This window comes from Pseudomonas sp. FH4 (assembly GCF_000510915.2).
Classification (GTDB): domain Bacteria; phylum Pseudomonadota; class Gammaproteobacteria; order Pseudomonadales; family Pseudomonadaceae; genus Aquipseudomonas; species Aquipseudomonas brenneri.
Genome location: NZ_AOHN01000001.1, coordinates 56,272 through 79,387 on the forward strand (window position 1 = coordinate 56,272; position 23,116 = coordinate 79,387).

The following is a 23,116-nucleotide window of genomic DNA, read 5'->3' on the forward strand; positions in this document are numbered from 1 at the left end:
ATTACACCGTTAACTCTGCAGGTTTAGGGAAGCAGAAAAATAAATCACGGTAGTAATCGTACTGCTTTTTACGCAATGTGATTTCTTGATGTAAGCGCTCAATTATTGAGTTCGTTGTTGCCTCAAGCGTGCCCAAAATTCCAACTATGCGCTCTTGCTCCGGTAACGGTGGGAATGGTAGTTTCAAAGCCTCAAAAGTTCCAAGGTTAATATTGTCTTGAGCACCATATGGAGTTTCAGATTTTATCGACGACTTAAGTGAAGACAAAAGATATTCAACATACCTAGAGCTCGTCTTTTTCGCATCAGGAATAAAACCTATAACACTGTCCGGAAAGCATGAGTCAAAGTTTAGGATGGCGGTTTCTGCAATGTTTGCAGCGATTGTTATGCAAAGCGTGCCCTTTGGCCACAACTTGCTTTGCTTTAATCCAAAGTCACTATATGTTTGAGTGTATTTCGTAATCGTGTGCGAGGCATTTCTAATGTCGCCGGTTTGAATGAATGGGATATCCCCATCATATAATCTAGGGTCATTTCTCGGGCGATGTCTTGATTTTCCACGACCAAAATCCAGTGCCATTTCTGGCAACGTCTTCCACTCGACTTCACCCTCTTCAAAATCCAACAACTGATCTCGGTAGTAGTTATATTGTTTTTTACGGATAGTAATTTCGGCGGTCAACTTTGCGGTCAGCTCGGCAGTCAGCCCGGTGAAGGTGTCCAAAATGCGGACGATTTCGGCTTGGATTTCCAGCGATTTTTTGGGATTGTCTGGACAGGGGATTGGAATTTCGAATTTATCAGTATCAGGCGTTGCAATTTGCGGCATTTGCATCTTGCTGGCAATCCCCTGGAAGTAAGTTTCATTCAGCTTCAAAAAATGATAAACATACCTGATATGGACTTCGTGATTATTTGAGTGGTACGACCACATCTCATTTTTATGGGAGAAAGGCTTTTCGTAATATTCGAACTCAATAACGCCACGAGATTTAACGATAATGGAAGGCTGCCTATTTATATCTTTCGCAGGTATATCATGAAAATCGACAAACGCAACAGTCCTGCCGCCCGCAAAGACTTTGAGTGGTGCGCCTTCTTTGTGTAGCGCTTTCATCTGACCAGCGGTAATCTTCGTGCCCTTGGTACGAACAAGCACTTTGTCTAAAGGTTTCCACTCCACTTCAGCGCCACTCAGCAGCTTTTCTAGAAAGTCCATACTACTCATGCTGCGACTCCCCGCCTTCAATCTCCGCTACGATGGCATCGATCTCTTTGCGCAGATGATCGATCCTGGCCACAGTGGATTTCAGCTCGGCATTGAGTTGGGTAATGTTCACCACCTCGCGGTTGTCCTTGGCTTCAACGTAGCTGCTGACGGATAGATCGTATTCAGCTGCAACCTTCTCAAAAGATACGGATTGGGCAAAGTGATCTACGTTCGCTTTGCTGTCGAATACAGCCATGATCTCTTTGATATGATCGTCCAGCAGTACGTTGTTGTTGGTTTCTTTCTTGAATAACTTGCTGGCATTGATGAACTGGGTGGTGGTGTCAGCTTTGTGTTTGGACAGCACCAAAATATTCACGGCGATGGTAGTGCCGTAGAACAGGTTAGGCGCGAGCGAAATCACCGTTTCGACATAGTTGTTGTCCACCAGATATTTGCGGATTTTCTGCTCGGCTCCGCCTCGGTAGAAGATGCCGGGGAAGCACACGATGGCCGCTCGGCCTTTACTGGAAAGGTAGCTGAGGGCGTGCAGTACAAAGGCAAAGTCGGCTTTGGATTTGGGCGCGAGCACGCCGGCCGGGGCAAAGCGCTCGTCGTTGATAAGGGTGGGGTCATCGCTGCCGATCCACTTCACCGAGTACGGCGGGTTGGAGACGATGGCATCAAAGGGTTTGTCGTCGGCAAAATGCGGGTCTATCAGGGTGTTACCCAGTTGGATATTGAACTTATCGTAGTTTATGTTGTGTAGAAACATGTTCATACGAGCAAGGTTGTAGGTGGTGTGATTGATCTCCTGTCCAAAGAACCCGTCTTCAATGATGTGCGCGTCAAAATGCTTTTTTGCTTGCAGAAGCAGTGAACCACTACCTGCGGCGGGGTCATAAATTTTATTGACGCTGGTCTGCTTGTGCATGGCGAGCTGCGCGATCAGCTTGGACACATGCTGCGGGGTAAAAAACTCACCTCCCGATTTGCCGGCATTGGCAGCGTAGCTGGAGATGAGGAATTCGTATGCATCGCCGAACAGGTCGATGTGGCTGGCGTCAAAATGCCCGAAATCCAGCTCGTTCACGCCCTTAAGTACAGCGGCCAGTCGCGTGTTTTTGTCTTTGACGGTGTTGCCGAGGCGGTTGCTGGTGGTGTCGAAGTCGGCAAATAGGCCTTTGATGTCCTGCTCAGAGGGGTAACCGCTGGCGGAGGCTTCAATGGCGGCAAAAATGGTGGCCAGGTCGGTGTTAAGGCTTTCATTAGTGTTGGCGCGGGCAGTCACGTTGGTAAACAGCTGGCTGGGGTATATGAAGTAGCCCTTTGTCTTGATGGCGTCATCTTTGATGTCTGCGGTGATGACGCTGTCCGGTAATTCAGCATAGTTGATACTGTCGTCGCCGCCTTCGATGTAACTGGCAAAGTTTTCACTGATAAAGCGATAGAAGAGGGTGCCGAGCACGTATTGCTTGAAATCCCAGCCATCTACGGCGCCACGGACATCGTTGGCGATCTGCCAAATCTGGCGTTGCAGGGCGGCGCGTTGTTGGGTGCTTGTCATACGATTATGCCTATTTCCATTCGGTTTACTTGGCCACTCTATCGTGTGTATAGGTGGCTGAGTGGTTTGGTGGGCTCGGTTTGCCAGCGCAGCGGAGTACTGGCAAGTGTTCTGGGTGTAGTCATCAGCAGGGAGTCCTAAACTCATTTGTGCCCGTTAATAGACCGGCCAGCAATTGCACTGGCAAAGCAATGCAGTCTTTGGCGATTTTGATCCAGTCCCTTGTTTTGCTGGTTACCTGCCGTAGGAGATTCTTGTCGAGGAGGGTTCTTTCTGGCTCACGATACTTCCTCACTGGGTTCTTTTGTAGGTTCCGTTCTCCGTATTGTCATCGGGACCACCCGTGCGCACCTATTCATCAATCTCGGTGAGCTGAGATTTCCACACAGTCGCTCGATCTTGTGCGCGGGTAGATCCTCGTGCTCCTGCCAGCGGTAAACCCAGTCCTTCACTTCGCCCAGATACGGGGCTACATCTGTTGTGGTCCCCCAACGTCCGGCATTCAGGCATTGATGCTCAAAGGCGTCTCAAATTGTTTTAAATCCTTGGAAGTCTGCCTGATAGCCACATCAGCAGTTATCTTCGAATGCTCCGGATTGTTTGATCGAAGGGGCCCTCCCGCAATAGTAAGGAATCATGGCGATTTACGCCTCTATCACTCTATTTTGAAGGCTGTAACCCCAAAACAAGCGTGGCGCCATGATCGTAAGGATATTTGAGGACAGATCACGATATTGATCCAACCTACCTTTGCCTGCCTGTCCTAACTGACCACTTCTGGCCGATCTCTGCCATTCATGTCCTGCTGGATGCATGCATCACCCCTCATTAAGGGCTTGCTCATACGTTTTGGAAAAGCTTGAGAGATCAGTCTTAAGGACGAGACAAAGATCGCGAAGCTGAACAATATCGAGCCTTCTGACTCCCCGCTCCACATCACTCATAAATGACTGCGGTCTTCCCAGGGCTGCGGAGCACTGGGCTTGAGTCATTCCGGACTCGACGCGCATGCGTTTGAGCACTTGAAGAAGAATCTCATGCTCACGTCGATAGATTGCTTTGGTCATTGCCGCGTATCTGGAGGGCGGCTGACTAAGCTATATCTGCTTTTAAGATATCTGATTATCAGATATTTTGTGCTGAACATTGGCGTGAGTAAATGTGATGAGACAGATTTGGGAGCTATTCCGAGTTCTATGGATTGTTGGAAGCCTACCGGTTGGTGTGTTGCTGCTGATTGTGGTGGTTTTGTGCGGTTTCAACCTTCCGTTCTTTTTGGGGTTTGCTGGCGGTGCTGATCCTGCCATTCGGTGGTTGTTCTGGGCTTTGGCTTTCTACTTCGTCGGAGGGGGCTGGTTGTTTTGGCTTGTTAACCAACGCTACGCAGACAAGCTGAAGCAACTGGTTGCAGGTTTCCAGAACGCAGGTTTTCAACCGCAGCTCGAAGTATTCGCAAAGATTAACGATGCCTACCTGGGGATCGATGGATCTGCACGTAAGCTGTTGGCGTACCCAGTCAAAGGAGCTGAGTATTTGTTCAGGTTTGATGAAATTAATGCTTGGCGGATCGTCCCGGTAGGTAAGCACAATCATCGGTTGGAGGTACTGACCAGCAATCTTGATGTTCCCGTGTTCAGCCTCGTTTTGAAGCCGACAGAGGTACTCAATACGGAGGCTCGACTTGATACGTTGCTTGGTACCTAGCTGCGCCTCTGGACTACCATTCTTGAACGTCAGTTCATCATTCAGTAGGAGCAATCTATGAGTAATCCCGTCAGAAGCATTCCTGTGCCGACGGATATCATTCAACTGGAGCAGGCAAATGCGATGATGCGCTCGGCTAATCTGGCTCTTGCCCGCGATGATATCGCCACTCTTTCTGCTCTCGGATTTTCCCATCAACACATCGGAGAGCTGAAGCAAAAAGGCGGCTTCCGGTCTTCTTCGATCGCGCAAAACACAAGAATGATTACACGTCTTCGCAAGGTGGTAGACCAGTATGCACAGTGACAGCACGCCGCTATCGATCGCGGCCAACGTGTTGGCGAGCACCACTATTGGACCCATCCGCCGCTCTCCGTCTTATCACGCCCGTGGCTGGCAAATACTTGATCGTTGGGCGTTTGGCTATCCTGAGCAGCTTCGCAAGCTGGAGGCGGACGGTGAGGTCATCTTGTTAGGAAGATTGTTGGAGCAACAGGAAATCGAGCATCAAGTGTTGAGCTCGACGGCAGGGATGGAACAGTGCAGTCATGGTCTAGCAGAGCACGAAGTCCTGGCAATGTATGAGATACGTACAGGGCTGTGAGTCACCAAGGCGCCAACTGGTTTACCTCAACACCCGATACGCTTGATGGCCTCGGTTATCTCAACCAAGACATTTGCATATTCCTTGGAAAGCGCGCCTTTGCCCTCTGTGAAGAGATGCTTCTGAAGGCCACCTAGGCGCCGCAGCTCATTGATTACGTGAGAGTCAATTTTGCTTCTGGTCTGTCGCTTCAATGCGGCGGCCAGCACGAACTGACCAACACTCATTCCGCTGTCGTGGGCTTTCTCGCGCACCAGTGCTTCTTCTTCCTCGAAACAACGAATTGCCGGCAGCCATCCTGTGCGTCGGCGTTGTTCGCTACTGCTCATGAGCTTTCCTTTTCCATGTGTTGGGGTCTCGGGGCTTGCCCTGAGTAGGGAAGGTAGGCAAGCAAAGGCAGTGTAACGACTGGTGCGCGCCGATTGTGAGTTGCCAGGAACTGGCGGTATCACAAACCCTACCTTGTCCTAGTCTTCTCTCTTAAAATTTAGATGATTTTTACACCATCCGGTTACAGCAGGGGGCAAGAGGCGTTGGTATTTAGGGAGCGCCATGGGGTACGAAAAAAAGACGAATTCAAGACGATTACATGTGCGAAAAATGCGTAACTTATTTGCAACTGAGGATGAGACGATTGGACGGCGTGAAAGACGATAGAGCGACGGTTAGGCTTACCAAGCCTTGAGTGGCTTTCTGCTGCAGAGTAAGGAGAAAGCAGCAGGTGTGTGTACTTGACGCTGATAAGCGCGAGACGATTTTTCGACGCTTGTGGTGATGCGGAAGCACAAAGGCTAAAGTGACGAATCTGAGAGAGCTATTTGACGCTGCCGTTTAGTTCTCCGGTGATGCATCTCAAGATGCCTTGGAGGTTGTTATGGAACAATCCAGTGACGGCGAAAGTAGCTTCGCCGAGATTATGCTTCTGAAGCGCTCCAATCGTGAGCGGTTGATTTGTGCCATCCGAAAAGCCTCCCCTGAAGAGCTCGAGATTTCCGCCCAGCGCATCAAGGACGTTTTGCTTGGCTCTGTCGATCCTAGCCGTCGCCGACAGCGCCTTGCCCCGCCAGCGTTCGTGAGCGACAAATAGCTCCTCTTGTATTGAACGATTTTCGCGAAAAATCGACATGCGGTTCGTCGTTTTCATTTCGGAGTTCGCACGTTTTATTGTGTAGTACGACATCATAATCAGTTAATTCTCAGGCTGGCTGCTATTGCCCAGGCTCCGCATGGGCGGTAGTAGGCAGCAGTTGTCTTTTGGATTCACCCCACTATGTTTTTTCCGCACAGGAATCGTTGGGGAGCGATTGCACCAATTCACCTCAGACGCCGTGCCCGAATGATTTACCGGGCTCATTTTGGGCGGCACTCAAAGTATCACGTGCGACATATCACTTCGGTGAGCTTCCAAGTTTCGCGGGCTTCGCGTCTCCAGTGCCGACAATTGTATTGCCTGACCTGTTGGGTACTCCTTTGACAGCTGCGCCGATTAGCCAAAGAATAGTTAGATGCAGCTATCTTATCCAGACATCGACCCAACAGAAGCCTTCCAGTTCGTCTTTCGCGAGATTGCGCGTCATGAGGACACCGGTAGGAAAAATTTCGTTGTCCGCGTTCCTGTGGATATGGTCGAGTACCTGTTCTCCGGTATTGCTCTGAAGTCGGGCATGTCCAAGGTCAAGCTGGAGCGATTGCTTACTGAGCTTGGGATTTATGGTTTTAGGGACGCCGACGGTCGAATCCTGCGACGTTATCTAAGTGGCCATTCGCGCATTGCTTGGGATACCTACCATCGGTTGTTGTTTTGGGCATTCGCGAAGGGGTGGATCTCTGAATGGGTTTTTCGCGATCTTCTACTCGGGTCATATCTGCGAGAGGCGGCCCAATTCAGCGCCCGCAAAATTCTGAACAGGCTGAAGCGTCAGATATCGGCGCCAAGTTTGACTCAGGAGCAGATTGTCGAGTGTTTTACCGAGGTGTATCTGGCCAAAGAGAAGGAGCGAGCGCAAGCAGTCGCCAGCCGCTTACGGGTAGATTCAGAAGCGCGAGAGCTAGCAAGCTCATTAGGCCTCGAGGTAACTAATTGCTCCGAATAACATGCGACTTACTACATTTGCCCACGCTGGCAACCTTGCGAAAGGAATCCTGATGTCCGTTCCTACATACGACAAATTCATTGAGCCGATCTTGCGTTACCTAGCGGCTAATCCAGAAGGTGCGACAGCACGCGACGCGCATGAAGCTGCGGCCCGGGCTTTGAATTTATCCGAACCACAGCTTCAAGAGCTGATTGCGAGTGGGCAAGCGACCTATAAGAACCGCGCAGGATGGGCTCACGACCGTCTCAAGCGCGCAGGACTATCCTCCAACGCCAAACGGGGCTACTGGAAGCTAACTGAAGCTGGCGTTGTTTATTCCCAGCAGCACCCTTCACCGCTCACTACGGATCAGGTTGAACAACTTGCCATCGGCTTCATGGACGTGAAGCTTAGGAGCGCTTCCGATGCCGTCCCGCTAGATGGACGTGATCACGGCGCAGACACACCGATATCAGCAACTGTGAGCCCAGACGATCGGTTGGAGCAGGCTCTGCGTGAGCTACGCAATGCGACAGCTGCAGATCTACTGGATAACCTGCTACAAGTCAGCCCCAACCGCTTTGAAGTCATTGTTCTCGACGTGTTGCACAGCCTTGGCTACGGGGCTAGCCGAAACGACTTGCAGCGTGTTGGTGGAAGCGGAGATGGCGGAATTGACGGCGTAATTTCGCTTGATAAGCTCGGACTGGAAAAAGTCTATGTCCAAGCAAAGCGCTGGCAAGGCACTGTAGGCCGTCCCGAGTTGCAAGCGTTCTATGGAGCACTTGCTGGGCAAAAGGCTAAGCGAGGGGTCTTTATCACTACTTCGGGTTTCACTGCCCAAGGCATCGACTTTGCCCGCTCAGTGGAAGGCATGGTACTGGTGGACGGCATCCGCTTGGTCAACCTGATGATGGACCATGAGGTTGGGGTAACGTCCAGGCTTCTCAAACTGCCGAAATTGGATAGCGATTACTTCGACGAGGAATGAGGATTTTTGGCCTCGACACACGTTTCTCTCTACCGGGATGGGGCTAGTAAACGGGCACCGGACACTAGCGCCCCGATTATCAAAAAAACATCACCAATCAGGCTCCAGCTCGGTGCTTAGGTGGATACCCATCACCTTAGCTTTGCGGTATTTCAACGGCTCCGCATTTATCTCCAGGGCAACAAGTCGACTACCAGCGGTGACCAAGCTGTTGAAACGATCATTGTGAACGGCGACATATGCGATAAGCCTACTACCCGTCGCCTGCATGGAGCCGATGCAGAGAGGAACCGACTCGTCGGTTAGGAGCAGTGGATCAACGTATAGGTAGCATTCTAGGGTCGGGTATTTGAATGTTTCGGGGTATCGAACGGAGCCGTAAAGCTTGATCACAGTATGCTCTGAGTAATGGTGGCCGATTGTTCTTGTATCGGACCGCGTGGCCATGCTGAACGACCAGGACATATCCCAACCCCATATCCGAGCTTGGAGGATTATTCGCTCAACGGCGGTACGACTACTTCTAGCCATGGCATTCATCCTCCCCGTTTGACTTGGCTTCAGACAAACCTAGCTGACTTCGTTACCGCCATTCAGATTCTCGGCCAGATACAGAGTTAAGGCCATGGCGTTATGCGGCTTACCTGAAGCAGATTGGTAATTTTCCGCCATCGCGTTGACTACGAGTTGCGGCCTATGTCTAAGTTTTCCGCTTACCTTCGCCTTCACCAGCGCTCTGTGGACATCCGTCCGATGTTCAGGAGGGATTCCTGACATATCCAATTCGTAAGAGGTGGGCAAAGACGTTGGTGTTTTGGTTGAGAGTTTGGGTTGAGGTTTAGTGTTAGGTATGACCTTGGCTGATACGGTATCGATATGGCATTCGTGTGATATCGAGCCCTCTTCTACGTATCGCTTTGAGCGCGGCAGCAGGGATTCATCTATCCAATCCTGCTGGTCGTCGTTCAGTCTTTCTTTGAAGTCATTCAGAAAGTCGTCTAGCCACTCGCTTGGGACACGGCGAATTTCTTCCAACGCTCTAGCTCGTAGTTTTGGCCCTGTCACTTGAGTAGCAGAGTGGTGATCCCACCAGATTTTTACCCAAACGATGAGTCTCACGTTGTCATACCTGGCTAGGCCTTCATCCTGGAGGCGGTGGATGACCTGCAGCCACTGATCCGCCGTCCATCCAATTTCTGCTCCGGCAATGCGTGGAACTAGTGGGTATACGCCCGTAATGTTGCTGTCAGGAGCAGTTAGCAGGTGCAGCAAAGCAACTTTGTCCTCTGTGGTGCAATTTAGTAAACGTGGGGAGCGCCAAAAATTCTGGTCCCGAATGGTTCGTTGTCTACTCATGCTCGCTGCTCCCGGTGCAAAGGAGATGAATCCAGCCAGGACAGGTCATTGTCGCGCTTCCACCTGTGATTTCTTTGTGGGTCTCCCTGTGCGCTTGGGATGTGAAAAAGGTGCGATGACGGTGGCTGAATCTCGACTCTCGGTGTTGCCGGTGCGCATCCAAGTTCTCAGATCACCCAGTCTCCATCTCAACCTTGACAGTCCCGGTACAGGCTCAAGCCCCGGCAATTTGCGCTGACGGACCGTAAGCACGCTGAAGCCGGTCAGCGCCGCAACTTCAACCACGCCAATCAGAACGTCGTCACCAAGCTTCTGTATCTTCTGGATAGTTTCATAATCTACTGTCATCGCTTTATCGCTCGATTGATCTGGTGACGCCAGCTTTTGCCAATCAGACGCTCAATCGCTAGGACAGCTTTTTAACAGATGAAAGGTTTTCTGAAGGAAGGGGCCGCAACAAGAGGCGATTGCTGAACCGGCAACAGTGCCTCGTAGACCTATGCTGAGTTCGTGCGGGCGTGTTGCAAGATCAGTGGTCAGCTCCAAGCTGACCACTTAGAAGTAGCCGTAGGTCTGATCAAGCCAGCTTTGCCGCGAGCTCTTCTGCGGTGATGTTGTAGTAACGCTTCAGCATGTTCACCTCCCGATGTCCCGTCACGCTGGCAAGCTCGATCAAATTCGGCAGCTTGGTCGCAAGCCGACATGTCGCTTCATGCCGCAGATCGTGAAAGCGTAAATTGATCAGGAAGTCTTCCTGAGGCGTTACCTGCGCCGCCCCGCAATCCCCCAGGTATTTCAGCCTAGCTCGCTCCAGGCCTCGCACGAAGGCCTTCTTGAGAGCGTCGGCGGTGGTGGGGAAGACTCGACCGCACAGCGAGCGCGGCAAGTCCTTCAGCAGATGAATAGCCTTTGGTGAAAGCGGGATGGTTCTGGGCAGTCCGTTCTTAGTCGCTGGAAGATGCGCGGTCCTGCGATCTAGGTTCACATGCTTCCAGCGCAGCTCGAAAATTTCGCCACGGCGCATGGCTGTCTCAATCGCGAGTTGGACGATGGGCCGTATCCATGGATTGTGTGAGGAGTCGGCATAGGTGCCGTCAGCACGGCGCTCACGAAGCTCCAGGGCGTTGAGAATGTATTCCTCTTCAACTGGGTCGAGCCGCCGCGAGCGTTCGTCGTTGTAGCTGGGACGGCTGACCATCCTGACTGGGTTCTCGGCAAGATGAATTCCCCACTCGCGGCGAGCGACCTCAATCACGCATTGGAACAGTGCGAGTTCACGTTTCACCGTATTGCCCTTCCGAATCTTCAGGCGCTCGTCGCGGTAGCGTGCAAAATCTGAAGAGGTGAGGGTGGCGACGATTCGTGTCGCCAGCGGGTGGCGCTTGAGCGCTTCCAGGCGTTTGATTTCCGAATAGGCGCCTTTGTGCTTCGGAGCGATCTCAGAGATGTAGCGATCAATGAGTTGATGAAAGGCGGTGCGTTCAGCCTCGACGCGAGAGACAAAAATGCCTCGGTCGATTTCGCTTTCGATCATGCGCGCCCAGGCTTGGGCATTGGCTTTAGTTTCGAAGGTTTTTCTTTGGGCTGGATAGCCCTTGCGACGGATTTGCGCTTCCCACTGATACTCGCCGCGATTCCTGATTGTTGCCATTTCGACCATTCCCGCCACGTTCAAGTGTGGCAAATTTGTGGCAAAAACGACTTTCAGGACTAGGACAGGTTTCTGTCAGGAGCGCTATCCCCTTGTAATACAAGGGAAAAAAGATGGTGCACCCGGCGGGATTCGAACCCACGACCCCTGCCTTCGGAGGGCAGTACTCTATCCAGCTGAGCTACGGATGCTTGTGCGGGCGCCATCATACCCATGTCGACCTTGGGCGTCCATGCTGGTTTTTGGCCGGCTGGCGGTGGGATTCTGGAGCAGGGAGGCTCTGTACCGGGCGGTGTGTGCCATGGGCGTTGGGTGTGGCGCCGATACGCTTGTCAGAATAATCCGGCTAATGCGCCGTTTTCGTTCTTTTTTTCGAACAGACTATTGCCCTGAACCCCCATTGATCCTAGGATTCGTTTGAGATTTCAAACGCTCTGTCTCCCGTGCGCGATTGCGCCCAGTGACTGATTTCCCTGACGGCAGCCTTCGAGGCGCCTTTCAACAACTCTAATTTGCCCCGCGCGCGCGCGGTGCTGTTAAGGAAAGCCGACATGCAGCTTAAAGATACCCAGTTGTTTCGCCAGCAAGCCTTTATTGATGGCGCTTGGGTCGATGCGGACAACGGTCAAACGATCAAGGTCAACAACCCCGCGACTGGCGAGATCCTGGGCACCGTGCCGAAGATGGGCGCTGCCGAAACCCGTCGTGCCATCGAAGCCGCCGACAAGGCCTTGCCGGCCTGGCGCGCACTGACGGCCAAGGATCGCGCGAACAAGCTGCGTCGTTGGTTCGAGCTGATCATCGAGAACCAGGATGACCTCGCACGCCTGATGACCCTGGAGCAGGGCAAGCCGCTGGCCGAAGCCAAGGGCGAAATCGTCTATGCCGCTTCGTTCATCGAGTGGTTCGCCGAAGAGGCCAAGCGTATCTATGGTGACGTGATCCCTGGCCACCAGCCGGACAAGCGCCTGATCGTGATCAAGCAACCGATCGGTGTCACCGCCGCCATCACGCCGTGGAACTTCCCGGCGGCGATGATCACCCGTAAAGCCGGCCCGGCCCTGGCCGCCGGTTGCACCATGGTGCTCAAGCCTGCATCGCAAACCCCGTTCTCCGCGTTCGCCCTGGCGGAACTGGCGCAGCGTGCCGGTATCCCCAAAGGTGTGTTCAGCGTGGTCTCCGGCAGCGCTGGCGATATCGGCAGTGAGCTGACCAGCAACCCTACCGTGCGTAAATTGTCCTTCACCGGCTCGACCGAAATCGGTCGCCAGTTGATGGCCGAATGCGCCAAGGACATCAAGAAAGTGTCCCTGGAACTGGGCGGCAACGCGCCGTTCATTGTGTTTGACGACGCCGACCTGGATAAGGCTGTCGAAGGCGCGATCATTTCCAAATACCGCAACAACGGCCAGACCTGCGTCTGCGCCAACCGCTTGTATATCCAGGACTCGGTGTACGACGCGTTCGCTGAAAAACTGAAAGCGGCCGTGGCCAAGTTGAAGATCGGCAACGGTCTGGAAGAAGGCACCACCACCGGTCCCCTGATCGACGAAAAAGCCGTGGCCAAGGTTCAGGAACACATCGCCGACGCCCTGAGCAAAGGCGCGACCCTGCTGGCTGGCGGCAAGGTCATGGAAGGTAACTTCTTCGAACCGACTATCCTCACCAACGTGCCGAAAAACGCCGCTGTGGCCAAGGAAGAAACCTTCGGCCCACTGGCGCCGCTGTTCCGCTTCAAAGACGAAGCCGAAGTGATCGCCATGTCCAACGACACCGAGTTCGGCCTGGCGTCCTACTTCTATGCCCGCGACCTGGGCCGTGTGTTCCGTGTGGCCGAAGCCCTGGAATACGGTATGGTCGGCGTCAACACCGGGCTGATCTCCAACGAAGTGGCACCGTTCGGCGGTATCAAGGCTTCGGGCCTGGGCCGTGAAGGCTCCAAGTACGGGATCGAGGACTACCTGGAAATCAAATACCTCTGCCTGGGCATCTAAACCCGGCAAGGCATTGCGTGAAACGCAAAGGGCACGAGAGCGCTGACCCTTTGCGTGTTTTGAATGTTATTTCGCAAGTGGCCGGGAAAGCTGTGGCAGTCGATCATCGCATGCTGCCGTAGTTGCCTCCCCGCCACGTATTCCTTGGACCACGCCGCCCGATGAGCGGCGAATGAGGACTTTATGAGCAACAAGACCAACGCATCCCTGATGAAACGCCGCGAAGCCGCTGTACCACGCGGTGTGGGCCAGATTCACCCGATCTTCGCCGAATCCGCGAAGAACGCCACGGTAACCGACGTTGAAGGTCGCGAGTTCATCGACTTCGCCGGTGGTATCGCCGTGCTGAACACCGGTCACTTGCACCCGAAAATCATCGCGGCCGTGACCGAGCAACTGAACAAGCTGACCCACACCTGCTTCCAGGTCCTGGCCTACGAGCCTTACGTGGAGCTGTGCGAGAAAGTCAACGCCAAGGTCCCGGGTGATTTCGCCAAGAAAACCCTGCTGGTCACCACCGGTTCCGAAGCCGTGGAAAACGCCGTGAAAATTGCCCGTGCCGCCACAGGCCGTGCCGGTGTGATCGCCTTCACCGGCGCCTACCATGGCCGCACCATGATGACCCTGGGCCTGACCGGCAAAGTCGTGCCGTACTCGGCCGGCATGGGCCTGATGCCAGGCGGTGTGTTCCGCGCGCTGTACCCGAACGAGCTGCACGGTGTGAGTGTCGACGACTCCATCGCCAGCATCGAACGCATCTTCAAAAACGATGCCGAGCCGCGTGACATCGCTGCGATCATCATCGAGCCGGTACAGGGCGAGGGCGGTTTCTACGTCGCGCCGAAAGCCTTCATGAAGCGCCTGCGCGAACTGTGCGACAAGCACGGCATCCTGCTGATCGCCGACGAAGTGCAAACCGGCGCCGGTCGTACCGGTACCTTCTTCGCCATGGAACAGATGGGCGTTGCCGCCGACCTGACCACCTTCGCCAAATCCATCGCTGGCGGCTTCCCGCTGGCCGGCGTGTGTGGCAAGGCCGAATACATGGACGCCATTGCTCCAGGCGGCCTGGGCGGCACCTATGCTGGTAGCCCGATCGCTTGCGCCGCTGCGCTGGCGGTCATGGACGTGTTCGAAGAAGAGCACCTGCTGGACCGTTGCAAGGCTGTCGGCGAGCGTCTGGTCACTGGCCTGAAAGCTATCCAGGCCAAGTACCCGGTGATCGGCGAAGTGCGTGCCCTGGGCGCGATGATCGCGGTCGAGCTGTTCGAAGATGGCGACAGCCACAAGCCGAACGCTGCTGCCGTGGCTGCTGTGGTCGCCAAGGCGCGCGACAAGGGCCTGATCCTGCTGTCCTGCGGCACCTACGGCAACGTGTTGCGCGTACTGGTTCCGCTGACCTCGCCGGACGCGCAGTTGGATAAAGGCCTGGCGATTATCGAAGAGTGCTTCGCAGAGCTTTGAGCGGCAAGCTATAAGCTGCAAGTGATGTAACGCTTGTAGCTTGTAGCTTAAAACTTGCCGCTCAAAGAAGCCGCCCGTGAACAAAAAAACCGCGTATGCGGTTTTTTTTTGCCCACGGGCGGCTTCTTTGTCTAATGTGCAAGGATTGCCGATGGAGCGTGCTGCATGACTGCTGTTGATTTACCTGCTGTACCCCGTGTGTTGATTGCCGAGGCCGATCCCTGGTCGCGGGATCTGCTCAAGCAGGTGTTGTTGAATGTGCGCTGCGACGCGCGGCTGGATGTGTGCGCCGATGGGCAGCAGGCCGCCGGCTTTCTGCGAGACAAACCCTACGATTTGATCATTGCCGATTGGGAACTGCCGGGCGTCGATGGCTTGAGCCTGCTGCGCAACGTACGCCAGCAGCGGCGGGTGCCGGCGTTGCCGTTTATCCTGTTGAGTACGCGTAATGACAGCGCCAGTGTGCGCGAAGCCCTGCCCCTGGCTCCCACCGCTTACTTGACCAAACCCCTGGACATGGAAGGTCTCACGCAACGCCTGCAGGACCTGCTGCTTAACGAAGGCGAAACGGTGTATTGCGAAATCCCGGCCTTGGCGGCGGGCATGACCTTGTCGGTGTTCCTGGAGCGGCGCCGTGTGTTGTCGGACGGCGCGCCGCTACGGGTTGACGTCAAAGCTGCCGTGCAACGCAGCCTGGCGCCGGAGGGGCTGGATCTCAAGCAGTTGGAAGAGCAGGTGAAAACAGACCCGCAGATCACCGCCGTGCTGATCGCCGCCGCCAACAGCGCTGGTCATCACGGCACGCCGGTGCAGACCCTGTCCATGGCCCTGCACAAGCTGGCAGCAGGGCAGAGCATGAACCTGATTCTCGGCCTGGCCCTCAAGCACAACGTGATCCTCAGCGATGCCGGACTGAAGGAGTACGCCGAGCGCCATTGGCAACTGTCCCAGCAAACCGCGCAATATGCCCGCTCATTGGCGCGCATGCTCGACCTTGACCACGAGCGCTGCTACAGCGCCGGCATTCTCCATCGCCTGGGCGACCTGGCCCTGCTACGCAGTTTGCAGGAGTGGCGCCAGGGCGGTGGCGAACTGGATGATGAGTTGATTGGTGAGTCGTTGGTCACCTATGGCGCCAGCTACGGCTCGGCGTTGCGCACGCGCTGGCGTTTGCCCCTTGAGCTGCGCCAACTGATCGCGGCGATCTACTCCCTGGAAGGTGGGGTGTATTCCCGTGAGGCGTTGGTGATGAACATAGCTGCGCAACTGGCGGGGCTGACCGAGCATGAAGGTATCGAGGCGCTGGCCAAGGGCAAGACGGCGCGGCTGCTCAAGGTCGGGCTTTCAGAGTTGATGCGCATCCGCAAGCCTGCGTAGGCACTGTGTCAGGCACCCTACGGACATTCAACCGACAATTACCCGGTTCTTGCCCTGGCGCTTGGCTTCATACATCGCCGCATCGGCCCGGGCGAACAGGCTGTCGAGGGTTGTGTCTTCGGCGCTCAGGCTGGCCAGGCCCTGGCTGACAGTCACCACATAGGGCTGGCCTTCGTGACTGAACCCCAGTTGCTGGATTTCCTGTCCCAGGCGCTCGGCGACCTGTATGGCTGTTTCCGGCGCGCATCCAGGCAGCACGGCGGCAAACTCTTCGCCGCCAATGCGTCCGAACAGGTCGCCACGGCGCAATATGCCTCGCCCGCTCTCGGCGATACGCAACAGCACCTGATCGCCCTCCAGGTGGCCGTAGGTGTCGTTGATGGCCTTGAAATCATCGATGTCTAACAGCAGGAACGCCAGGGGCAGGCCCTGGGCGCTGGCCCGTTCGAATTCGTGATGGGCGCATTCAAAGAAGTGCCGGCGGTTGCTGCTGCGGGTCAGCACATCGGTGGTGGCCAGGCGTTGCAGTTCGAGTTCCAGGTGTTTTTTTTCGGTGATGTCTTCAGCGATGCCCACCACAATCAGCGGTTTTCCCGGGGTGGCCTGCTGGTTGGTAAAGCACTTGTCGCTGAGCCAGCGGATCTGCCCGTCAGCGGTGATGATGCGGTACTGGCGATCCTCGACCGCCCCCAGTTCCAGTACTTGGGCCAGGCTTCGCTCTGCGTATTCCTGGTCTTCGGGGTGGATGCTGTCGCGCCAGCCACGGTGGTCGGCCAGCAGCAGGCCTGCCGAAAGACCAAAGATGCGCTCATACGCGGGGCTCACGTACAGCACGCGCCGGGTTTCCCACTCGATGGCCCAGAGCACTGCGTTGACGCTCACCAGCAGCGAACTCAACAGTTGCTCACGCTCGCTCAGGCGCTCCACTTCGCCTTGGGCGTGCATCAACGCCAGCAAGGTGGCAGCAGCGGCCGGGCGCGACGTATCCGCCGAGTCGGGGGTGGTGGGGGTCGGGGAGTCCTTTTCGTGGACCATCGGCACAATTCTCTCTGGACATGCCGCAGCATCGAACAGCAGTCAAAACAAAGCCCGCCAGGATGGCGAAGTGTTGTTTGAGAGAGGGGAATTGCAGCTAAGTTCCGTTATCAGTCGCGATTGAGACGGAATGTTCGGTGACTGTGAAATGGCGCCAAAAAACTGGAGGTCGGCTTGGAATGTACCTGGGCCTTGTAGGAACTGGCTTGCCAGCGATGGGGCCTTGAATGTGGAGTGCAGTTCAAGGCCTCATCGCCGGCAAACCGGCTTCTGCAATGTCAGGCGGTGGGGCGCAGGGAGTAGGTTTTCAGCTGGTGGGCAAAGTCGCGCAGGGACTGGATCCCGCTGGCTTCGGCTTCGTGGACCCATTCCTTGATCGCCGCGAGCATGTCATGCCCGTTGCTGCTGGTCTTGAGCCAGATCTGCTGCAGCGCCAGGCGCTTTTCGTAGATCACTTTCAAGGCCTGGCTGTGCTCCAGCATGTTCTGGATGCGCACGTGATGGCGGTCATCCAGCAGGCTGGTCTCGCGCGACAGCAGGCGTTTGGCACGGTGGAACTGGTGGCGTACCGAATGATCGACCTTCTCCAGCTCCTGCTTAACCAGCGGCGCAATGACCAACTTGCGGTACTGGGCCATGATCTGGAAGCGGTTGTTGAGGATCGCCATGGCGGTGTCCATGTCCAGGTGACCCTTGCCTTCGACCCGGTGGGCGATAGGTGCAACCCGTTGCACCTTGGCCAGGCGCAGGAAGCTGAACACCTGGATCCAGGCCCAGCCCAGGTCGAATTCCCACTTCTTCACCGACAACTTGGCGGAATTGGGATAGGTGTGATGGTTGTTATGCAGCTCTTCGCCACCGACGATGATGCCCCACGGCACCAGGTTGGTCGCCGCGTCGCGGCATTCGAAGTTGCGGTAGCCGATGGCATGGCCCAGGCCGTTGATCACGCCGGCAGCCCAGACCGGGATCCACATCATCTGGATCGCCCAGATGGTGATACCGATGGTGCCGAACAGCAGCAGGTCGATGACCCCCATGATCGCCACGCCCAGCAGCGGGTAGCGGGTATAGACATTGCGCTCGATCCAGTCGTCCGGGCAGTTCTTGCCGTAGATGCGCAGGGTCTCGGGGTTTTCGGCCTCGGCGCGGTACAGCTCGGCGCCTTTGCGCAGGACTGTGGACAGGCCCTTGATCACCGGGCTGTGGGGATCGTCGACGGTTTCGCACTTGGCGTGGTGCTTGCGGTGGATGGCGGTCCACTCGCGGGTGTTCTGCGCTGTGGTCAGCCACAGCCAGAAGCGGAAGAAGTGTTTCAGGCCAGCATTGAGCTCCAGGGAGCGATGGGCTGAATAGCGGTGCAGATAGACCGTGACCCCGATAATGGTCACGTGGGTCATCAACAGAGTGACTGCCACCAGTTGCCAGGCTGACAAGTCAAGAAAACCGTTGTACCACATAGGCTGTATGGCCCTCAGATAAAGAAAAGAACAGCTCACGCATTATCACTAAGCCTACAGATAAAACCAGTCACCCTTTTGAATAGGAGTGACGAGATGTTACTTATCCTATAATCCGCAACCTTTGTAGGGCGATTCTGTTTTTTAGTAAGGATTACTAGTCATATGCTGCTTTCATACCGAGGTGCCCTACGCGCAGGGCTGGTGTACTTGCTGATTTCCATCTTGTGGATCCAGCTCAGTCAGCAGGTTTTTATCACATTCCTCGATGAACCCAGCGAGGTGGTGCACTGGCAGATGCTGCGCGGTTATCTGTGGGTGACCCTCAGTGCCCTGTTTATTTTCCTGTTGTGTGCCCGCTGCGTGCGTGCCCATCGTATCCAGCAACCCTTGAAGGAAAACCGCGAGCGCCTGCGCCAGGCGGCGGCAGTGTTCGATTGCACCCGCGAAGGGGTGCTGGTCACTGACGCCCGGGGGCGGATTGTCCACGTCAACCGCGCCTTTATCGAAATCACCGGTTACCAGGTGGAAGACGTGATGGGCCGCCAACCGAGCCTGTTCAAGTCGGGGCGGCATTCGCCGGCTTTTTATGAGCAGATGTTTCGCACCCTCAACCAAGATGGGGAGTGGAGCGGCGAGATCTGGAACCGGCGTAAAAGCGGGGAAATTTATCCACAGTGGCAAACCATCCGTGTCATCCATGATGACCAGGGCCAGATCAGCCATTACGTAGCGGTATTCTCCGATATCAGCGCGATCAAGCATTCCGAGCGCGAACTGGCCCATCTGGCTCACCACGACCCGTTGACCGACCTGCCCAACCGCCTGCTGTTCACCGACCGCGCCGAGCAGGCGCTGGCTTCGGCACAGATCCACAAGCGTGGCTGCGCGTTGCTGCTGCTGGACCTGGACCACTTCAAGATCATCAACGACAGCCTTGGCCACAATGTCGGTGACCAGTTACTCAAGGCCGTAGGCGAGCGCCTGCAGGGCCTTTTTGGCCCCGGCGTGACCCTGGCACGCCTGGGCGGTGATGAGTTCGCAGTGCTGGCGGAAAGTTGTCCACAGGTGGTCCAGGCTGCCGCGCTGGCCCAGCGCATCATCGACAGCATGAAACAGCCGTTCATGTTCGACGGTCATCAATTGTTCATCAGCGCCAGCATCGGCATCAGCCTGTTTCCCAGTGATGCCTTGAGTGCCGAACAGTTGCTGCGTAACGCTGACTCCGCGCTGTTCAAGGCCAAGAGCACCGGGCGCGAAGGCTATGCCTTGTACACCGAAGAACTCACCGCCCATGCCCAGAACCGCATCGAGATCGGTAATGAACTGCGCCGCGCTCTGGATCAGCAGGAGTTGCGGGTCTACTACCAGCCGGTCCATGACCTGCAAACCAGTAAGATGATGGGGGTAGAAGCCCTGGTGCGCTGGCAGCACCCGCAGCGCGGCCTGGTGCCGCCGGCGGAATTTATCCCGATTGCCGAACGCACCGGGCTGATCGCCGAAATCGACGCCTGGGTCATGGACCAGGCTTGTCGCCAGATGTGTCAGTGGCTGGCAGAGGGCAGGGACCTGTCCTTCCTGGCGGTGAATATTTCCAGCCGCCTGTTTGCCCGTCATGAACTGTATGAGCAGGTGGCCAAGGTGCTGCATGACACCGGCCTGGATCCGTCGAAACTGGAGCTGGAAGTCACCGAAAGCGCGGTGATGGATGACCCGGAAGTGGCCCTGGAGCAAATGCATCGCTTGCGCGAGCTGGGCTTGAGCCTGGCCATCGATGACTTCGGCACCGGCTATTCGTCACTGCTGCGCCTCAAGCGCTTGCCGGTACAGAAGCTGAAAATCGACCAAGGCTTCGTTGCCGGGTTGCCGTGGGATGAAGACGATGCGGCGATTGTGCGGGTGGTCATCGCCCTGGCGCAAAGCATGGGCATGCTGGTACATGCCGAAGGTATCGAGCAGAAGGAACAGGCGCAGTTCCTGCTCGACCATCAATGCGACATGGGCCAGGGCTACTGGTTTGCAAGGCCGATGCTGGCGGCTGAGATTGATTGGGCCAGGGCCCCGGCTATCCGCTGACCTCTATCCGGGGTTGGAATACAGTAAATGTGGGAGCGGGCTTGCTCGCGAATGCGGTGTGTCAGTCACCGAATTTGCTAGCTGATACACCGCATTCGCGAGCAAGCCCGCTCCCACATTTGGATCTCCACTCTGTGTAACGTCGTGTCCTGCCTGAAAATTCTTTCTGGTTATATAAACATTCTTAAATAGTATTTTTAAGAATATCCGCGCTTATCTACTATCGCCCTCACGCCGCAAGCAGTGCCGCCACTGCCAGGCACTTCTCATTTCAGGAGCACGACCATGAGCGCATCTCTACGCAGCGTTGACGGCCAGGACGAAGCAGCCATTTTGCGCGAGATCCAGAGCGCATTGCGTGACCTGCGTTTTGGCGCAGTGGAAATCACCGTACACAACGCCCAAGTGGTGCAGATCGAACGCAAAGAGAAATTCCGCTTGCAGAGCCCGGGCAACAAACCGAGCTGAGGCAACACGGCGCTTCGATTGCGGGACCCGTACTTATAAGAAAAGCCAACACCCCAGAATTTCAGGAGCTTGTCTATGTCGTCGATTCGCCGTTATGCCCTGGCCGCCCTGGCCAGCGCCGTGTTTGCCGGTTCTGCTGTCGCCAAGGATTACGAGCTGCTCAACGTTTCCTACGATCCGACCCGTGAGCTGTACCAGGACTACAACGCCGAATTCACCAGCTTCTGGAAAAAAGCGCACCCTGGCGACAACGTGAAGATCCAGCAGTCCCACGGTGGTTCGGGCAAGCAAGGCCGGGCGGTGATCGACGGCCTGCGCGCCGACGTGGTGACCCTGGCCCTGGCCGGCGACATCGACGAAATTGCCAAGTTGGGCAAGACCCTTCCGCAGAACTGGCAGACCCGTCTGCCTGAGGCCAGCACACCGTACACCTCGACCATCGTGTTCCTGGTACGCAAGGGCAACCCCAAAGGCATCAAGGACTGGGGCGACCTGATCAAGAACGACGTGTCGGTGATCACGCCGAACCCGAAAACCTCTGGCGGTGCCCGCTGGAACTTCCTCGCCGCCTGGGCCTATGGCCTGAAGGCCGGTGGCAGCGAAGCCAAGGCCCAGGAATACGTGAAAGAACTGTTCAAGCATGTACCGATCCTCGACACCGGCGCGCGCGGTTCGACCATCACCTTCGTCAACAACGGTCAGGGTGACGTGTTGCTGGCCTGGGAAAACGAAGCGTTCCTGGCACTCAAGGAAGACGGTGGCGCCGACAAGTTCGACATCATCGTGCCGTCCCTGTCGATCCTCGCCGAGCCACCCGTGGCCGTGGTCGACAAGAACGCCGAGAAAAAGGGCAACACCGAAATCGCCACGGCGTACCTCAACCACCTGTACAGCCCGGCTGGCCAGGAGATCGCGGCAAAGAACTTCTACCGCCCGCGTGACAAGGATGTGGCCGCCAAATACGCCCAGCAGTTCCCGAAACTGGAGCTGGTGACTATCGACAAAGACTTCGGCGGCTGGAAAACTGCCCAACCGAAATTCTTCAATGACGGTGGCGTGTTCGACCAGATCTACACGGCCCAATAACCAACACGGCCTCCCTGTGGAATGCGGCTTGTGTGGGAGCGGGCTTGCTCGCGAAAGCGGTGTGCCAGTCAACGCATTTAGTGACTGACACGCCGCTTTCGCGAGCAAGCCCGCTCCCACAAAAACTCATTCCTGCAGTGGTATCTACCTGTTAACCAAGGACTTTTATGTCGCGTCGTATCTCCCCCGTCATACCCGGCTTCGGGCTGACGCTGGGCTACACCTTGGTGTACCTCAGCCTGATTGTGCTCATACCACTGGCGGCCATGTTCGTCCACGCCGCCCAACTCACCTGGGATCAGTTCTGGGCCATCATCTCGGCGCCGCGAGTGTGGGCGGCGTTGAAGTTGAGCTTCAGTACGGCCCTGTACGCCGCGCTGATCAACGGCGTGATCGGTACGCTGCTGGCCTGGGTGCTGGTGCGCTACACCTTCCCCGGGCGCAAGATTATCGACGCGATGATCGACCTGCCGTTCGCCCTGCCCACCGCCGTGGCCGGTATCGCGCTGACCGCGCTGTACGCGCCGTCCGGTCTGGTTGGCCAGTTCGCCACGGACATGGGCTTCAAGATCGCCTACACCCCATTGGGCATCACCCTGGCCCTGACTTTCGTCACTCTGCCCTTTGTGGTGCGCACCGTGCAGCCGGTCTTGGCCGATATCCCCCGGGAAATCGAAGAAGCCGCCGCCTGCCTCGGCGCCAAGCCCTTGCAAGTGTTCCGCTACATCCTCGTGCCGGCGCTGCTGCCAGCGTGGCTGACCGGGTTTGCCCTGGCGTTTGCCCGAGGTGTGGGTGAGTACGGCTCAGTGATTTTCATCGCCGGCAATATGCCGATGAAAACCGAGATCCTGCCGTTGCTGATCATGGTCAAGCTCGACCAATACGACTACACCGGCGCTACCTCCATCGGCGTGCTGATGCTGGTGGTTTCCTTTGTCTTGCTGCTGCTGATCAACTTGCTGCAGCGGCGCATCGAACGTCCATAAGGAGGCGCG

General features: G+C 56.0%; 21 protein-coding genes and 1 tRNA gene. 12 read left to right on the forward strand and 10 right to left on the reverse strand.

Annotated elements, in window-relative coordinates; all coding sequences use genetic code 11:
• Position 1: 1 nt before the first annotated feature.
• The 3 genes from H097_RS00235 to H097_RS00245 form a co-directional block, all read right to left on the reverse strand.
• Positions 2-1,231, reverse strand: a complete 1,230-nt coding sequence (locus tag H097_RS00235; RefSeq protein WP_032856514.1) for a restriction endonuclease subunit S — start codon at positions 1,229-1,231, stop codon at positions 2-4.
• Positions 1,224-2,780 carry a type I restriction-modification system subunit M gene (locus H097_RS00240; RefSeq protein WP_032856515.1) on the reverse strand — a complete coding sequence of 519 codons (1,557 nt, stop codon included), beginning with the start codon at positions 2,778-2,780 and terminating at the stop codon, positions 1,224-1,226. The genes H097_RS00235 and H097_RS00240 overlap by 8 nt, the downstream gene beginning before the upstream one ends.
• An 818-nt stretch (positions 2,781-3,598) precedes the next feature.
• Positions 3,599-3,847, reverse strand: coding sequence for a helix-turn-helix transcriptional regulator (locus H097_RS00245; protein ID WP_032856516.1), 249 nt, complete (start codon positions 3,845-3,847; stop codon positions 3,599-3,601).
• 97 nt (positions 3,848-3,944) lie between these two features.
• On the opposite strand from H097_RS00245, the gene H097_RS00250 reads away from it, so the two are divergent.
• Genes H097_RS00250 through H097_RS00260 form a run of 3 tightly spaced genes read left to right on the forward strand, consistent with a single transcriptional unit; the run spans position 3,945 to position 5,088 of the window.
• Positions 3,945-4,484, forward strand: coding sequence for a hypothetical protein (locus H097_RS00250; RefSeq protein ID WP_032856517.1), 540 nt, complete (start codon positions 3,945-3,947; stop codon positions 4,482-4,484).
• Between the two features lie 57 nt (positions 4,485-4,541).
• A complete protein-coding gene (locus H097_RS00255; protein WP_082445497.1) occupies positions 4,542-4,790 on the forward strand; it encodes a hypothetical protein in 249 nt (82 codons plus the stop codon).
• Positions 4,780-5,088, forward strand: coding sequence for a hypothetical protein (locus tag H097_RS00260; protein ID WP_032856518.1), 309 nt, complete (start codon positions 4,780-4,782; stop codon positions 5,086-5,088). Before H097_RS00255 ends, H097_RS00260 begins: the two co-directional genes overlap by 11 nt.
• 26 nt (positions 5,089-5,114) lie before the next feature.
• On the opposite strand, the gene mobA is transcribed toward H097_RS00260, so the two are convergent.
• On the reverse strand, positions 5,115-5,417 hold the full coding sequence (gene mobA / locus H097_RS00265) for a plasmid mobilization protein MobA (RefSeq protein WP_032856519.1): 303 nt from the start codon (positions 5,415-5,417) through the stop codon (positions 5,115-5,117).
• A gap of 485 nt (positions 5,418-5,902) precedes the next feature.
• Entirely contained in the window at positions 5,903-6,232 is a 330-nt protein-coding gene (locus H097_RS00270; RefSeq protein ID WP_156356768.1) for a hypothetical protein, read from the reverse strand.
• Positions 6,233-6,593: 361 nt separating this feature from the next.
• Here H097_RS00270 and H097_RS00275 point away from each other — a divergent pair, with 361 nt between their 5' ends.
• Together H097_RS00275 and H097_RS00280 are read left to right on the forward strand one after the other, a co-directional pair.
• Entirely contained in the window at positions 6,594-7,181 is a 588-nt protein-coding gene (locus H097_RS00275; RefSeq protein WP_032856521.1) for a hypothetical protein, read from the forward strand.
• 52 nt (positions 7,182-7,233) lie between these two features.
• Positions 7,234-8,154 carry a restriction endonuclease gene (locus H097_RS00280; protein WP_032856522.1) on the forward strand — a complete coding sequence of 307 codons (921 nt, stop codon included), beginning with the start codon at positions 7,234-7,236 and terminating at the stop codon, positions 8,152-8,154.
• 570 nt (positions 8,155-8,724) lie between these two features.
• On the opposite strand, the gene H097_RS00290 is transcribed toward H097_RS00280, so the two are convergent.
• The 3 genes from H097_RS00290 to H097_RS00300 all read right to left on the reverse strand — a co-directional run bounded on the left by H097_RS00290 (position 8,725) and on the right by H097_RS00300 (position 11,352).
• Complete coding sequence (locus tag H097_RS00290; RefSeq protein WP_032856524.1) at positions 8,725-9,510, reverse strand: hypothetical protein; 786 nt, start codon at positions 9,508-9,510, stop codon at positions 8,725-8,727.
• A gap of 577 nt (positions 9,511-10,087) precedes the next feature.
• Complete coding sequence (locus H097_RS00295) at positions 10,088-11,170, reverse strand: site-specific integrase (protein WP_229752201.1); 1,083 nt, start codon at positions 11,168-11,170, stop codon at positions 10,088-10,090.
• 105 nt (positions 11,171-11,275) lie between these two features.
• Positions 11,276-11,352 (reverse strand) — tRNA-Arg (locus H097_RS00300).
• Positions 11,353-11,712: 360 nt separating this feature from the next.
• Between H097_RS00300 and gabD the strand changes: the two genes are divergently transcribed.
• The 3 genes from gabD to H097_RS00315 all read left to right on the forward strand — a co-directional run bounded on the left by gabD (position 11,713) and on the right by H097_RS00315 (position 15,996).
• Positions 11,713-13,155, forward strand: a complete 1,443-nt coding sequence (gabD, locus tag H097_RS00305) for an NADP-dependent succinate-semialdehyde dehydrogenase (RefSeq protein ID WP_032856525.1) — start codon at positions 11,713-11,715, stop codon at positions 13,153-13,155.
• 183 nt (positions 13,156-13,338) lie between these two features.
• On the forward strand, positions 13,339-14,619 hold the full coding sequence (gene gabT, locus H097_RS00310) for a 4-aminobutyrate--2-oxoglutarate transaminase (RefSeq protein ID WP_032856526.1): 1,281 nt from the start codon (positions 13,339-13,341) through the stop codon (positions 14,617-14,619).
• Between the two features lie 165 nt (positions 14,620-14,784).
• Positions 14,785-15,996 (forward strand): HDOD domain-containing protein, encoded by a 1,212-nt coding sequence (locus H097_RS00315; protein WP_032856527.1) that lies wholly within the window; start codon positions 14,785-14,787, stop codon positions 15,994-15,996.
• Between the two features lie 27 nt (positions 15,997-16,023).
• Here H097_RS00315 and H097_RS00320 read toward each other — a convergent pair whose 3' ends face one another.
• Both H097_RS00320 and desA read right to left on the reverse strand, forming a co-directional pair.
• Positions 16,024-17,031: a sensor domain-containing diguanylate cyclase gene (locus H097_RS00320; protein ID WP_032856528.1), complete on the reverse strand. Its 1,008-nt coding sequence runs from the start codon at positions 17,029-17,031 to the stop codon at positions 16,024-16,026.
• A 278-nt stretch (positions 17,032-17,309) separates the two neighbouring features.
• Entirely contained in the window at positions 17,310-18,491 is a 1,182-nt protein-coding gene (desA, locus tag H097_RS00325; protein WP_032856529.1) for a delta-9 fatty acid desaturase DesA, read from the reverse strand.
• 165 nt (positions 18,492-18,656) lie between these two features.
• Here desA and dibA point away from each other — a divergent pair, with 165 nt between their 5' ends.
• From dibA to cysT, 4 genes are all read left to right on the forward strand, one after another.
• Entirely contained in the window at positions 18,657-20,567 is a 1,911-nt protein-coding gene (dibA, locus tag H097_RS00330) for a phosphodiesterase DibA (protein ID WP_032856530.1), read from the forward strand.
• A 285-nt stretch (positions 20,568-20,852) separates the two neighbouring features.
• Positions 20,853-21,035: a sulfur starvation response protein OscA gene (gene oscA, locus H097_RS00335; protein ID WP_029299482.1), complete on the forward strand. Its 183-nt coding sequence runs from the start codon at positions 20,853-20,855 to the stop codon at positions 21,033-21,035.
• A gap of 75 nt (positions 21,036-21,110) precedes the next feature.
• Positions 21,111-22,121 carry a sulfate ABC transporter substrate-binding protein gene (locus H097_RS00340; protein ID WP_032856531.1) on the forward strand — a complete coding sequence of 337 codons (1,011 nt, stop codon included), beginning with the start codon at positions 21,111-21,113 and terminating at the stop codon, positions 22,119-22,121.
• Between the two features lie 167 nt (positions 22,122-22,288).
• Positions 22,289-23,107, forward strand: a complete 819-nt coding sequence (cysT, locus tag H097_RS00345) for a sulfate ABC transporter permease subunit CysT (protein WP_032856532.1) — start codon at positions 22,289-22,291, stop codon at positions 23,105-23,107.
• Positions 23,108-23,116: the final 9 nt, after the last annotated feature.